This is a genomic window from Streptomyces sp. NRRL F-5755 (assembly GCF_001279365.1).
Classification (GTDB): Bacteria; Actinomycetota; Actinomycetes; order Streptomycetales; family Streptomycetaceae; genus Streptomyces; species Streptomyces rimosus.
Map to the genome: position 1 here is coordinate 19,281 of NZ_LGCW01000012.1, position 11,984 is coordinate 31,264.

Genomic DNA, 11,984 nt, shown 5'->3' on the forward strand with positions numbered 1-11,984 from the left:
GGTGCGGCGGAAATGCGTCCGGACGGGTGGCGGTCACAGGAGGTGGGCCGCGTCCCCCACGACGGGCAGCACGCGCCGGGCCAGCACACCGACCGGGCCCTCGGCGGACTCCATCGCCAGCGCCGCGCGCGTCACCTGCGCGGCCTGCTCGTCGCCCGCCGCGGTCGCGGTCAGCAGCGCCACGAAGTGATCGACCAGCCAGTCGCGCAGTTCGTCCAGCGGCGGCTGCTTCTCCTCGTCCAGCCAGATCAGGGAGGCGGCTTCGACGGCGGTGATCCACGTACGGACCGCCATCCGCAGCCGGGGCGACGGGGCGGGGGCCCCGAGGTGGAGCAGGATCTGCTCGGCGGCGGCGCGCCGCACCTCGTCGACGATCGCGGACGTACGGGCCGTCTCGACGACGCTGCCGCCCTGGAGCAGGGCGCTGAAGCCGGCGTCGTGCTCGTCCACGAAGGCCAGGTAGCGATCGAGCGCCCGGCCGAGGCGCCGCGTCAGCGGGCCTTCCTCCGGCTCGTCGAAGCAGCCTTCCAGTATGTCGGCCGCGCTGCGCAGGGCGGCCTCGTACAACTGCTGCTTGCCGCCGGGGAAGTAGCGGTAGACGAGCGGCCGGGAGACCTCGGCGGCGTTCGCCACGTCGTCCAGCGACACGTCCTCCGGGGCGCGCTGGGCGAACAGTCCCAGGGCGGCCGTGAGGAGTTGGGAGCGGCGCTCCTCGACGCTGAGCCGCCGGTAGGCGGGCCGGGGTACTGCTGGGGCGGTGCCGCTGCCGTTCATCCCAGCAGCGTAACCGCCCCGTCGGGCAGGCGACGGGGCGGGTTCGGGAGCGCGGGGCGCACCCGCGGGTACGGACCCGCGCTGCGCCGGTGCCTACGCCAGCAGCCCCGAGCTCTTCCAGAGCTTGCGGCCGACGCCCCGCAGGACGCCGATGTCGTCCAGGAACTCCGTCAGCCGGCCCGCGCCGGACTGCATCACCTCGCGCCGGTGCCCGCTCGCCTTCACCTGGGCGACCGCCTCCCGCCGGTCCAGACCGACGTTCGTGTACACCTGCGGGTTGACGAACGCGATGGAGAAGACGCGGGCCGCCTCCCCGCAGCTGATCCGGGTCAGTTCCTGCTCCCAGCGCGGCGCCGTGACCATCTGGCGGCGCAGTTCCTCGCGCGCGTAGCGGACGTGCCGGGCCTCTTCGACGACGTGGATGCGGGTGACGCCGCGCACGATCGTCTGGACCCGCTCGTCCGGGAAGGTCAGCCGCTGCATCCAGTCCAGGATCTCCTCGCCGAGCAGCGTGCAGGCGAACGAACCGGGCGTGGTGGAGACGGTCTTGAGGATGCGCGCCAGGTTGTGGTTGAGGCGGGAGACGGGGTACGAGGGCGCCTCGCCCTTCTGGATCATGCGCGCGAACATCTTCGAGTGCCGGCACTCGTCGGCTATCTCGGTCAGCGCGTAGCGGACGTGCGCGCTGGTGACGGACTTGTCGTAGATGTGCCGTACCAGCAGCTGCATCAGAATGATCTCGAACCAGATGCCCAGCGAGGCCAGCGAGGCGGCCTCGTGCCGGGACAGCTCCATCCGCTGCTCCTCGGACATCTTCTTCCACAGCGGGGTGTCGTAGAGGGACACCAGCTCCGGCGGCCAGAACCACTTGCCCTCTTCCAGGGGTGCGTCCCAGTCGAGTTCGGTGTCCGGGTCGAAGGAGTGCTTGGCGGAGGAGTCGAGCAGCCGTTCCGCCACCTGCTCGCGGTCCTTGAGCAGCCCGAGGGCGTCCCGGAGGGCTTCCGGCTCCGTCACGGTCGTCGCTGTCGTCACGGTTGTCATGGCTGTGGCTACCTCGCTCGTGGGTTACCCGCGGTCACCGTCTTATGAGACTGCGTGTCAGCAAGCGCGTCAATCCCCTGTGCCGGAATTGTTGACCCGCCGGTAAGTTCGTGTGAGCCTGCCAACGACCGTCCCCGGCAGGGGGATCGGGCCGAGCGAGGAGGCATGGATGTCGAGCCGCGAGCTGTACGTACAGGCCCCGGGCGGGTACGAGTGGACCGTGCCGGCCGGCAGCCCGGCCCGCTTCAGCTGGGAATACGACGACGGCCGGGAACGGCTCCTCGCGCTCTACCAGAAGGGCAAGGACAAGCAGTGGGACGCCGACCTGCGCATCGACTGGGCGCAGGAGGTCGACCCGTACAACCCGCTCGGCACCCCGGATGAATCGGTGGCCCTGTACGGCACGCCCTACTGGGACCGGATGTCGGACAAGGAGCGCGGTGAACTGCGGCAGCACTACGCCTCCTGGCAGTTCAGCCAGTTCCTGCACGGCGAGCAGGGCGCGATGGTGTGCGCGGCGCGCATCGTGGAGACCGTCCCCGACCTCGACGCGAAGTTCTACTCCGCGACCCAGACCATGGACGAGGCCCGGCACGCGGAGATCTACAGCCGCTTCCTGAAAGAGAAGATCGGGATGCTCTACCCGGTCAACGACAATCTCCAGGCGCTGCTGGGGGACACGCTCAGGGACTCCCGCTGGGACATGCCTTACCTGGGCATGCAGGTGCTGATCGAGGGACTCGCGCTGGCCGCGTTCGGCATGATCCGCGACACCACCACCATGCCGCTGCCGAAACAGATCCTCGCCTACGTCATGCAGGACGAGGCCCGGCACGTCGCCTTCGGGCGGCTGGCCCTGCGCGACTACTACAAGCAGCTCACCGACGCCGAACTGCGCGAACGCGAGGAGTTCGTCATCGAGGGCTGCTACCTGATGCGCGACCGGCTGCGCGGCCTGGAGGTGCTGGAGAACTTCGGCGTCCCCCACCAGGAGGCCGCCGAGATCACCGAGAACTCCGAATTCCTCCATCTCTTCCGCAAACTGCTCTTCAGCCGCATCGTGCCGTGCGTGAAGGACATCGGCCTGTGGGGCGAACGCCTCCAGCAGGCGTACGTGGACATGGGCGTCTTCGAGCTGGGCGACTCCAACCTGGACCAGCTGATGGCCCAGGACGAGGAACTGGCCGAACAGCTCGACGCCGAACGCTTCGCGAAAGAAGAGCGCGAACGCACGGCGGAGGTGGCCGAGGCGATCGCCGAGGGCGTCAAGTCCGAGCAGTTGGACAGCTGACGCCCCCGGGGCGCTAGCGCCGCCCCGACCGGGCGAGCCAGCGTCCGTCGTGGCGGGACACCTCGATGGGGCGCCCGAAGCACGCCGTCATGCGGTCACCCGTGAGGACGTCCGCGACCGGGCCCAGCGCTTGGACGCGGCCCTCGCGCAGCAGCAGCGCGTGGCCGATGGCGGGGGACAGCTCTTCCAGGTGGTGGGTGACGGTGACGGTCGCCAGGCCGGGGCGGCCCTTGGCCAGGCGGTGCATGGTGTCGATCAGGTCCTCCCTGGACGGCAGGTCGAGCGCGTTGAACGGCTCGTCCAGGAGCAGCAGCGATGGATCGGCCATCAGCGCGCGGGCGATGAGCAGCCGGGCCCGCTGGCCCCCGGAACACACGCCGTACGGCCGGTCCGCCAGTTCCTTGCACTCCAGCTCCGCCAGCAGTTCGTGCGCGCGCTCGCGGGTCGCGTCGTCGTACTTCCCCCACAGCGGCTGCACGGTCCCGGTCGCACCGGTCAGCACCACGGTGTGCCCGGTGGCGTCCTGGGGCACCTTCTGCGCGCTGGAGACCAGGCCGATCGCGGCGCGCAGTTCACGTACGTCCACGGTGCCCAGCCGGTGACCGAGCACCTCCACCGTGCCGGTCGTCGGGAACATGAGCGCGCCGATCAGCCGCAGCACGGTCGTCTTGCCCGCACCGTTGGCGCCGAGCAGCGCCCAGTGCTCACCGGTGCGCACGGTCCAGTCGATGCCGTCGAGGATGACCTGCCCGGTGGTGAAGCGGCGGACGCTCGCGTCGTGGAGGGCCGCGATCACCTGGTCGCCGGGGGCCGTGGGGGCGGTGGGGTCCGAGGGCTCCGAGGTCGTCATGGCGGGCAGGTTAGCTGTATGGGGCAGGTTTGTGAGGGCGGTGTCCGGGGTGTGGAACGCGGGTCCCTGGGGCTGCTGGTGGCTGGGGGAGTCGCGCGGCAGACGGGAATTCGGCGACAGGGCCTACGCCAGCCCCAGCAGCGCCCGCACCTTGGCGTACTTCACGGTCAGCCGCTCCCGCGTCGCCGCGTCCAGCACCGCAAGCCGCGCCGGGTCTGCGTTGTGCGCCAGGTCCGCCTGCTTGATCAGCAGTGCGCCGGGCGTCGCCAGGATGCGGGCCGTGTACGCCTCGACCGGCTCGCCCCGGCGCTTGGTCACCGCGCGGACCATCGCCTTGGTGCGCGGTGTGAGCGCGGCGCCGTCCAGCCATGCGGGCGGCAGCGCGTCGTCCTCGATGGCGTCGTGCAGCCAGGCGGCGGCGATCTGTTCGTCGCTGCCGCCGCGCGCCCGGACGCCCTCGGCGACCGCGGCCAGGTGTTCCGCGTACGGGCGGCCCGCCTTGTCCGTCTGTCCTTCGTGCGCGCGGCGGGCCAGTGCCTCGACCTCGGAGAGCGGCAGTACGGCGGCCGGGCCCCGGTCCTGGCCGGCGGACTGCCGGCCGCGTTCCTTGCGGTGCGTACGTGCCATGCGTATCCCTGCCCCCTCGCGGGTACCGCCCCGCGTCCCGGTTCTCCCCTCACGTCACCGTAGCGCGGCCTGCATCACCGCGCGGGCGATGGGGGCCGCGCTGCCGCCGCCGCTGATGTCCGCCCGGTTGGCCGCGGCGTCCTCGACGACCACCGCCACGGCCACCGCCGGATCCTTCGCGCCGTCCCGCTTCGCCCAGGAGATGAACCAGGCGTACGGCGTGCCCTCGTTGTGCACCCCGTGCTGCGCGGTGCCGGTCTTGCCGCCGACGGTGGCGCCGTCGATCGCCGCGTTGCCGCCGGTGCCCCGGGTGACCACGCCCGTCATCAGCTCCTGGAGCCGGCGCGCGGTGTCCCGTTCCATGGCCCGGTGCAGGGTCCGCTGCCGGGTGGCGGAGACGGTTTCGCCGTCCGCGCCGGTCACCTTGTCCACCAGGTAGGGGGCCCGGACGTCGCCGTCGTCGGCCACCGCGGCGGCGACCATCGCCATCTGGAGCGGGGTGGCGGTGGTGTCGTACTGGCCGATGGCCGAGAGCGCCAGCTGCGCGTCGTTCATGTCGGTGTCGAAGTTGCTGCGGGCGGCGGTGGAGGGGATCTTCAGGCCCGCGTCGTTGAAGCCGAAGTTCTCCGCCGTCCCGGCCATGCCGTCCAGGCCCACGTCCACGCCCAGGCCGGCGAAGACGGTGTTGCAGGACATCTCGAAGGCGTGGCGCAGGGACGCGTTCGCGCAGCCGCCCGCCTCGTTGGTGAGCTTGGTGGAGGTCCCCGGGAGGGTGTACGGGCTCGGGATGCCGGTCCTCGCGTCGAGGTCCGTGACCTTGCGGTGGTCCAGCGCCGCCGCGGCCGTGACGACCTTGAAGGTCGAGCCCGGCGGATACGTCTGCTTCAGCGCCCGGTTGAGCATCGGCTGCTCGCCGCCGCGGTTGAGCCGGTCCCAGGCCGCGGTGACCGGCCGCCCGGTGCCGGCCAGCTCGTTCGGGTCGTACGACGGCGTGCTGGCCAGCGCGAGGATCTTGCCGGTGCGCGGCTCGACGGCGGCCACCGCGCCCTTCTTGCTCCCCAGCCCCTCGAACGCGGCCCGCTGCGCCGCGGCGTCGATCGTGGTGCGCACCTCACCGCCGGGCTGCTGCTCGCGGGTGATGTCCGTCCACAGCGGGAACGGGGCGAGCCGGGGGTCGGTGCCGGACAGTACGCGGTCCTCGGCGTGCTCCAGCAGCGAGGTGCCGTAGGTCTGGGAGGCGTAGCCGGTGACCGCGGCGTACAGCGGCCCCTCGGTGTACGTGCGCTCGTAGCGCAGCCGTCCGCCGCTGTCCCGGGAGCCGGTGACCGGCCTGCCGTCGACCAGGATGTTCCCGCGCGGCTGGCTGTAACGGGTGAGCGCGGTGCGCCGGTTGGCGGGGTTCGCGTCGTAGGCGTCGGCCTCGAAGACCTGGACGCGGGCGGCGTTCAGGAGCAGCGCGACGAGCAGCACGAGGCCGAAGACGCTGGCCCGGCGGATGTAACGGTTCACCGGTCCCGCTCCTTTCCGCCGCCGACCCCGTATCCGTACCGGTACGGGGTGTCCTCCTCCCCGTACGGCCCGGCCGAGGCCCCGGCCCGGCCGGGGGGGTCCGCCGCGATGACGCCGGTCTCGGCGGCGGCCGGGGCCGGGCGGCGGGCGCTGTCGCTGATGCGGATGAGCAGCGCGATGATGACCCAGTTGGTGACGACGGACGAGCCGCCCTGGGCGAGGAACGGCATCGCCATGCCGGTCAGCGGGATCAGCCCCATCACCCCGCCCGCGATCACGAAGACCTGGATCGCGAGGAGGGAGGCGAGGCCCACGGCCAGCAGGCGGCCGAACGGGTCGCGCAGCGCCAGGCCCGCCCGGTAGCCGCGCGCGACCAGCAGCGCGTACAGCAGGAAGAGGACGGTCAGGCCGACCAGGCCCAGTTCCTCGCCGAAGGTGGCCAGGATGAAGTCCGATTTCATGGCGAAGCCGATGAGCGCGGAGTGGCCCTCGCCCAGGCCGGTGCCGAGCATGCCGCCCGCGGCGAAGGCGAACAGCGACTGGGCGAGCTGGCCGGCGCCGCGGCCCGCGTCGATGCTCGCGAAGGGGTGCAGCCAGTCCGAGACCCGGCTGTGCACATGCGGTTCGAGGGAGCCCACGGCGGCGGCGCCGGCGGCGGCGAGCAGCAGGCCCATGGCGATCCAGCCGGTGCGGCCGGTGGCCACGTACAGCAGGACGACGAAGACGCCGAAGAAGAGCAGTGAGGTGCCCAGGTCGCGTTCGAGGACCAGGACGCCGACGCTGATCAGCCAGATCGTCAGGATCGGGCCGAGCACCCGGCCGGTGGGGAACTGGTAGCGCCACATCCGCCTGCCGGTATGGGCGAGGGCGTTGCGGTTGGCCGCCAGGTAGGCGGCGAAGAAGACGGTGAGCAGGATCTTGGCGAACTCGCCGGGCTGGAAGGAAAAACCCGCCACCCGGATCCAGATCTTCGCCCCGTTCACCGCGGGGAAGAAGATCGGGACGATCATCAGGGCGAGACCGGCGGCCACCGATACGTACGCGTACCGCTGCAGGACGCGGTGGTCGCGCAGCAGCAGGACGACGGCGGCGAACAGGCCGACGCCGAGCGCCGACCAGACCAGCTGGGTGGGCGCCGCCGGGTTGCGGGGCGTCTCCAGGTCCAGCCGGAAGATCAGCACCAGCCCGAGCCCGTTGAGCAGCACGGCGATGGGCAGCAGCAGGGGATCGGCGTACGGCGCCCGGAACCGGACGGCAAGGTGGCCGAGGAGGGCCAGGGCGCCGAGGCCCGCGCCGTAGCTCACCGTGTCGCCCGGCACCGCGTTCTGCCGGGCGAGCCCGACGTCGATGTACCCGTAGACGCTGATGAGGACGGCACCGACGAGCAGGAGCAACTCGGTGCCCCGGCGTCTGGGCAGTCTCAGGCCCGGTGGGGGAGCGTCCGCCGTGGTTGCGGTCATGTCGGGCAACGTAGCAAGCGCCGGGATATATGTCCTTTATGTCGGGACGGGCGGGGCGTGTGGTGCGAGGTGGATGTCGCGGGTGGGGTGAGACGGCCGGGGGCGGGGAGGCGGCGGTCCCTGTACGGGGGAGGGTCGTGCGGGCACGGTTTCCCGGAGAGCGGGACGCGGGTCGCGCCCTGCCGACGGGCCGCACGGGCACGGAGTCACGGGCCGGGCGGGCACGATTTCCCGGGGCGTGCGGAGTGGGGCGCTCCCCGGTGGGCCCACCCGTCGGCGGCCCGGGGCGGGTGGACGCGGGGAGCGGCGTACGGGTTGCCCCGTTCGCCCGTGACGGAACGGGCGGGCCGCATACCCCGCATACGGTTGGCTTTCGCTCATGGAGCCCGCTACGCGCACAACCCCGGCGCTGCGCCCGGTGGCAACGGCCTACTGGCCCAAGGCCGGGGCCAGTTCGCCCCGGGTGCCGGGCCGCCGCGGCCTTCTCCGGGGCTCCCCTAGGGGGCGAACAGGGGTTGTTCCGTGATTGCGCGCAATGGCAGTTTGTAAACTCGACCTCAGACCACGCGCACACATATGTACAAGGCTGAGCTCGTCACGCTGCATGCGGTCGACCGGTCCATGGCGCACGTCACATCCGCGAACGCCGAGCGGATGTCCCAACGTTCGGCAGTCCATACGGGGGGCCGCCGAGGGCGGGTGACCGTCCCCCTCGACGAAAGGCAGTATTAGCGTCATGACGACTCTCCGTTCCCGGATCATCGCCTGGGCCGGCCGCCTGTATATGGCCAGAACGCGGAAGAAGGGCTTCGACCTGTCTCGGATGTCTTTCTTGCCCGATTCTGTGTTGATGCCGTTGCGGCGTCAGGGGCTGGACCCGGTGGGCGAGCTGGCGACGGTGCGCGAGCAGGAGCCCATCTCCAAGCTGCCGGTGCCGATCGCCGCCAATGTGTGGCTCGTCACCGGGTACGACGAGGTCAAGGCGGTACTGGGCAAGGCCAACGCCTTCAGCTCGGACTTCACCAACCTCATCGGCCAGGCCGGCGCCAGCACCGACCAGAACCCCGGCGGCCTCGGATTCGCCGACCCGCCGGTGCACACCCGGCTGCGCCGTCTGCTGACCCCCGAATTCACCATGCGCCGGCTCGGGCGGCTCACGCCCCGTATCCACGAGATCGTGGAGGAGCGGCTGGACGCCATGGAGAAGGCCGGCAGCTCCGGCGAGCCGGTCGACATCGTGGAAACCTTTGCGCTGCCGATTCCGTCCCTGGTCATTTGCGAACTGCTCGGTGTGCCGTACGAGGACCGCGCGGACTTCGAGCGGCTGAGCGCCGCGCGCTTCGACCTCTTCAGCGGCGCCAACGCGTCCTTCGGCGCCATATCGGAATCGCTCGCCTATTTCCGTGAGGTGGTCAAGAAGCAGCGGCAGAACCCGGGCGACGGCCTGCTCGGCATGATCGTCAAGGAGCACGGCGACTCGGTCAGCGACGAGGAGCTGGCGGGGCTGGCCGACGGCGTGCTGACCGGCGGCTTCGAGACCACCGCGAGCATGCTGGCGCTGGGCGCCCTGGTCCTCCTCCAGGGCCCCGAGCACTTCGCCGCCCTCAAGGACGGCGACGAGGCGGCCGAGCGCTACGTCGAGGAACTGCTGCGCTACCTCACCGTCGTCCAGGTCGCCTTCCCCCGCTTCGCGCGCGAGGACATGGAGATCGCCGGTGTGCCGATCGCCAAGGGCGACGTGGTGCTGTGCTCGCTCAGCGGCGCCGACCGGGACGGCAAGCTCGGCCCCGACATGGAGCGCTTCGACCCGTCCCGCAACGTTCCCTCGCACCTGGCCTTCGGCTACGGCATACACCGCTGCGTCGGCGCCGAGCTGGCCCGTATGGAGCTGCGCGCCGCCTACCCCGCGCTGGTGCGGCGGTTCCCGAACATGCGGCTCGCGGTGGAGCCGGACGCGCTGGAATTCCGCAAGCTGTCGATCGTGTACGGAATCGAGTCGCTGCCGGTGCACCTCGGCGGCTGACGCGGCACAGAATTTCGTCGACGACCGGGTACCCGGCCGAAAGGCCGAGTGCCCGGTCGCCGCTTTTCCGCCGTAAGGACGAGGAGCGGGGAATTCCGGCGGGACCGAAGTCCCGGAAAGCGCGGGAGTTGCCTTCCCGTGTCCTCATCTTCGGCCGGCTGTTACAAATCCGGCGAATTGCCGTGATGCGGGCTGCCTAACTTCATCGGTGTCGTCGGCGCACCGCCGGACGGCGATCTTCGGTCCGGAAAACCGCAAAGGAACTCCTGATGACTCTCACCCGCCGCCGCCATCTCGTCCGCAGCACCGCCGTCGCGGCCGTCGCCGGCTCCGCGCTGCTGCTGCCCGCCGCTGCCGCCTTCGCCGACACCCCGCAGCCGACCACCGCGGTGAGCCCCGGGGCCGACGGCGGCGCTTCCCGCACGCCGACGGAAAAGCCTTCGCAGAACTCCGGCACCCCGGGGCCCGTGCAGAAGGGCGAAGAAGGCGAGCGGCTGAAGGAGGAGCAGAAGAAGGAGCAGAAGAAGGACGACCAGCGGAAGACCGGGCGCAAGCTTGTCCGCACCCAGACTCTGGCCCGCGGATACACCGCCAAGATCTACAAGCTGGACGGCCCGAACCATTTCCAGGCCGATGTCCACATCCGCGCCGGAAAGCTGATCAAGACGCTGGAGACCAAGAATCAGGAAGTCGCTTCCGGCACGTACGGCGGCGTGCACTTCGTCCTGCGGTCCGACGGCACCCTGACCTCGTGGGCCGAGGGTGGCGACAAGAAGGACGAGAAGAAGAACACCCACCCGGGCGAGCAGAAGAACCAGCGGCAGGGCGGCGGTCAGCAGACCAAGGTCACGCCGAAGGGCGGCGTCAAGGCCGGTGCCGAGGGCGTCGGCGAGACGCCGGACACCCCGGCGATGCTGCTCGCCGGAGGCGGCGCCGCCGCGGCCGCCGCGGGCCTGGGCTTCGCGCTGCTGCACCGCCGCAAGGCCCGCGAGGACGCCTGAGCTCCGCGACCGGTCCGGACCCGGGCCGCTCCGCCCGCACCGGAGCGGCCCGTTCCGGCCGGCTGCCCTGCGCACGCCGCCCTCCTGTACCTTCTCTCCGTACGCACCAGGAGCCACCGTGACCACGTCCACCACGTCCCGCCCCGGCCGCATCGGACGCACCGCCGCACTGAGCGCCCTCGGGCTCGCCGTCAGCGGCGTCCTGACCGCCTGCGGCGGCGATCCCGGCCCGGACGTACGCATGGACAACGCCGCCGTCCGCCCGGCCGGACAGGCCGCCGCGCCGATGAAACGGTCCGAGCCCACCCGCGTACAGATCCCGTCGGCCGGGGTGGACAGCGGCCCGGTCCTCCCGCTCGGCCTCACCGGCGACGGCGAACTCGACGTGCCCCCGGTGGACAAGGCGGACAAGGCGGGCTGGTTCACCAAGGGGGTCACCCCGGGCGAGAAGGGCCCGGCCGTCCTCGTCGCGCACTACGACACGGCCCGGGGCCCGGCCCTGATGAAGAACGTCAAGAAGATGAAGGCCGGTGACGTCATCAAGGTCGGCCGCGCCGACGGCTCCACCGCCACCTTCAAGATCCGCGAGGTCCAGCAGGTCGACAAGAAGGACTTTCCGACGGAGAAGGTGTACGGGGACACCGACCGCCCCGAACTGCGCCTGCTCACCTGCGGCGGCCCGATCGTCGACGGCCACCGCTCGGACAACATCGTCTTCTACGCGGACCTGGTGAAGTGACCCGCGGCGCGCCCCCGTCGGCACCCCGGTCCGGGCCGCCCCGCCGGCCCCCGACCGGGTGCCGCACATGCCCGCGGTGCCCGGCGGTGACATCCGGGCGCTCTCCGCGCTGGCCGTCGTCCAGGCGGAGGTCGCCGCGCACCCGGGGGTGGTGACGGGCGGCGACGGCATGTACGCGGACACCGCCCGCCGGATCACGGCGTGCGCCCGGATCGGCGCGCCGGGCTGCCCGCTGCGCGAGCCCCGCTTCCACGATCTGACCGGCAACGGCAAGGACGAGATGATCGTCGGCTTCGAGGACCGGCCGGACGGCGGCTCGGCGGCGGACGCGTCGCTGGGGCTGCGCGCGTACACCCTCGACCACGGCGTCGCCGTACGCATCCTGTCCACCCATGTGCGCCCGCTGTCCGTCGAGGTGGCGGGCCGGGAGGTCATCGTGCGCGAGCCCGCCGAACTGCCCGGCTACGAGAACCGTTCGGTGTACGCGTGGGACGCGGACCTGCGCGGCATGACGCTGCACCGCGAGGAGATCCGCCGGGTCCGCCCCGCTACTCCGCCCGCAGGGTGACCGGCAGGCTGGTGATGCCGCTGAGCAGGTTGGAGTAGTTGCGGCGGGTGTCTCCGCGCAGTTCCACCGAGGCGACCAGGTCGCGCAGTGCGGTGAGCATG

General features: G+C 71.5%; 11 protein-coding genes. 5 read left to right on the forward strand and 6 right to left on the reverse strand.

Annotated elements, in window-relative coordinates; translation table 11 throughout:
- Window positions 1–33: 33 nt before the first annotated feature.
- Both ADK86_RS02690 and ADK86_RS02695 read right to left on the reverse strand, forming a co-directional pair.
- The gene (locus ADK86_RS02690; RefSeq protein WP_053695076.1) at window positions 34–774 is read right to left on the reverse strand and encodes a TetR/AcrR family transcriptional regulator; all 741 of its coding nucleotides are present in this window, start codon (window positions 772–774) and stop codon (window positions 34–36) included.
- Between the two features lie 93 nt (window positions 775–867).
- Complete coding sequence (locus ADK86_RS02695; protein WP_030603340.1) at window positions 868–1,815, reverse strand: AurF N-oxygenase family protein; 948 nt, start codon at window positions 1,813–1,815, stop codon at window positions 868–870.
- 169 nt (window positions 1,816–1,984) lie between these two features.
- Between ADK86_RS02695 and ADK86_RS02700 the strand changes: the two genes are divergently transcribed.
- A complete protein-coding gene (locus ADK86_RS02700) occupies window positions 1,985–3,106 on the forward strand; it encodes a ferritin-like domain-containing protein (RefSeq protein ID WP_053695077.1) in 1,122 nt (373 codons plus the stop codon).
- Between the two features lie 13 nt (window positions 3,107–3,119).
- Here ADK86_RS02700 and ADK86_RS02705 read toward each other — a convergent pair whose 3' ends face one another.
- The 4 genes from ADK86_RS02705 to ADK86_RS02720 all read right to left on the reverse strand — a co-directional run bounded on the left by ADK86_RS02705 (window position 3,120) and on the right by ADK86_RS02720 (window position 7,552).
- Entirely contained in the window at window positions 3,120–3,956 is an 837-nt protein-coding gene (locus tag ADK86_RS02705) for an ABC transporter ATP-binding protein (RefSeq protein WP_003983998.1), read from the reverse strand.
- A 123-nt stretch (window positions 3,957–4,079) separates the two neighbouring features.
- Window positions 4,080–4,583: an HD domain-containing protein gene (locus tag ADK86_RS02710; protein ID WP_234345663.1), complete on the reverse strand. Its 504-nt coding sequence runs from the start codon at window positions 4,581–4,583 to the stop codon at window positions 4,080–4,082.
- 54 nt (window positions 4,584–4,637) lie between these two features.
- Window positions 4,638–6,092, reverse strand: coding sequence for a penicillin-binding transpeptidase domain-containing protein (locus ADK86_RS02715; protein WP_053695078.1), 1,455 nt, complete (start codon window positions 6,090–6,092; stop codon window positions 4,638–4,640).
- The gene (locus tag ADK86_RS02720) at window positions 6,089–7,552 is read right to left on the reverse strand and encodes an FtsW/RodA/SpoVE family cell cycle protein (RefSeq protein ID WP_053695079.1); all 1,464 of its coding nucleotides are present in this window, start codon (window positions 7,550–7,552) and stop codon (window positions 6,089–6,091) included. Before ADK86_RS02720 ends, ADK86_RS02715 begins: the two co-directional genes overlap by 4 nt.
- 784 nt (window positions 7,553–8,336) lie before the next feature.
- Between ADK86_RS02720 and ADK86_RS02725 the strand changes: the two genes are divergently transcribed.
- The 4 genes from ADK86_RS02725 (at window position 8,337) to ADK86_RS02740 (ending at window position 11,883) form a co-directional block, all read left to right on the forward strand.
- Window positions 8,337–9,575, forward strand: a complete 1,239-nt coding sequence (locus ADK86_RS02725) for a cytochrome P450 (RefSeq protein ID WP_199834338.1) — start codon at window positions 8,337–8,339, stop codon at window positions 9,573–9,575.
- Window positions 9,576–9,844: 269 nt separating this feature from the next.
- Window positions 9,845–10,576 carry a hypothetical protein gene (locus tag ADK86_RS02730; protein ID WP_053695080.1) on the forward strand — a complete coding sequence of 244 codons (732 nt, stop codon included), beginning with the start codon at window positions 9,845–9,847 and terminating at the stop codon, window positions 10,574–10,576.
- Window positions 10,577–10,694: 118 nt separating this feature from the next.
- A complete protein-coding gene (locus ADK86_RS02735; RefSeq protein ID WP_053695081.1) occupies window positions 10,695–11,315 on the forward strand; it encodes a class F sortase in 621 nt (206 codons plus the stop codon).
- Between the two features lie 67 nt (window positions 11,316–11,382).
- Window positions 11,383–11,883, forward strand: a complete 501-nt coding sequence (locus ADK86_RS02740) for a hypothetical protein (RefSeq protein WP_053695082.1) — start codon at window positions 11,383–11,385, stop codon at window positions 11,881–11,883.
- The last annotated feature ends 101 nt before the right edge of the window (window positions 11,884–11,984 follow it).

Excerpts from the sequence above, each read along its gene's own strand:
- ADK86_RS02710 (WP_234345663.1), bottom strand. The coding sequence starts at position 4,583 with ATGGCACGTACGCACCGCAAGGAACGCGGCCGGCAGTCCGCCGGCCAG.
- ADK86_RS02690 (WP_053695076.1), bottom strand. The coding sequence starts at position 774 with ATGAACGGCAGCGGCACCGCCCCAGCAGTACCCCGGCCCGCCTACCGG.
- ADK86_RS02725 (WP_199834338.1), top strand. The coding sequence starts at position 8,337 with ATGGCCAGAACGCGGAAGAAGGGCTTCGACCTGTCTCGGATGTCTTTC.
- ADK86_RS02740 (WP_053695082.1), top strand. The coding sequence starts at position 11,383 with ATGCCCGCGGTGCCCGGCGGTGACATCCGGGCGCTCTCCGCGCTGGCC.
- ADK86_RS02720 (WP_053695079.1), bottom strand. The coding sequence starts at position 7,552 with ATGACCGCAACCACGGCGGACGCTCCCCCACCGGGCCTGAGACTGCCC.
- ADK86_RS02700 (WP_053695077.1), top strand. The coding sequence starts at position 1,985 with ATGTCGAGCCGCGAGCTGTACGTACAGGCCCCGGGCGGGTACGAGTGG.
- ADK86_RS02730 (WP_053695080.1), top strand. The coding sequence starts at position 9,845 with ATGACTCTCACCCGCCGCCGCCATCTCGTCCGCAGCACCGCCGTCGCG.
- ADK86_RS02705 (WP_003983998.1), bottom strand. The coding sequence starts at position 3,956 with ATGACGACCTCGGAGCCCTCGGACCCCACCGCCCCCACGGCCCCCGGC.
- ADK86_RS02695 (WP_030603340.1), bottom strand. The coding sequence starts at position 1,815 with ATGACAACCGTGACGACAGCGACGACCGTGACGGAGCCGGAAGCCCTC.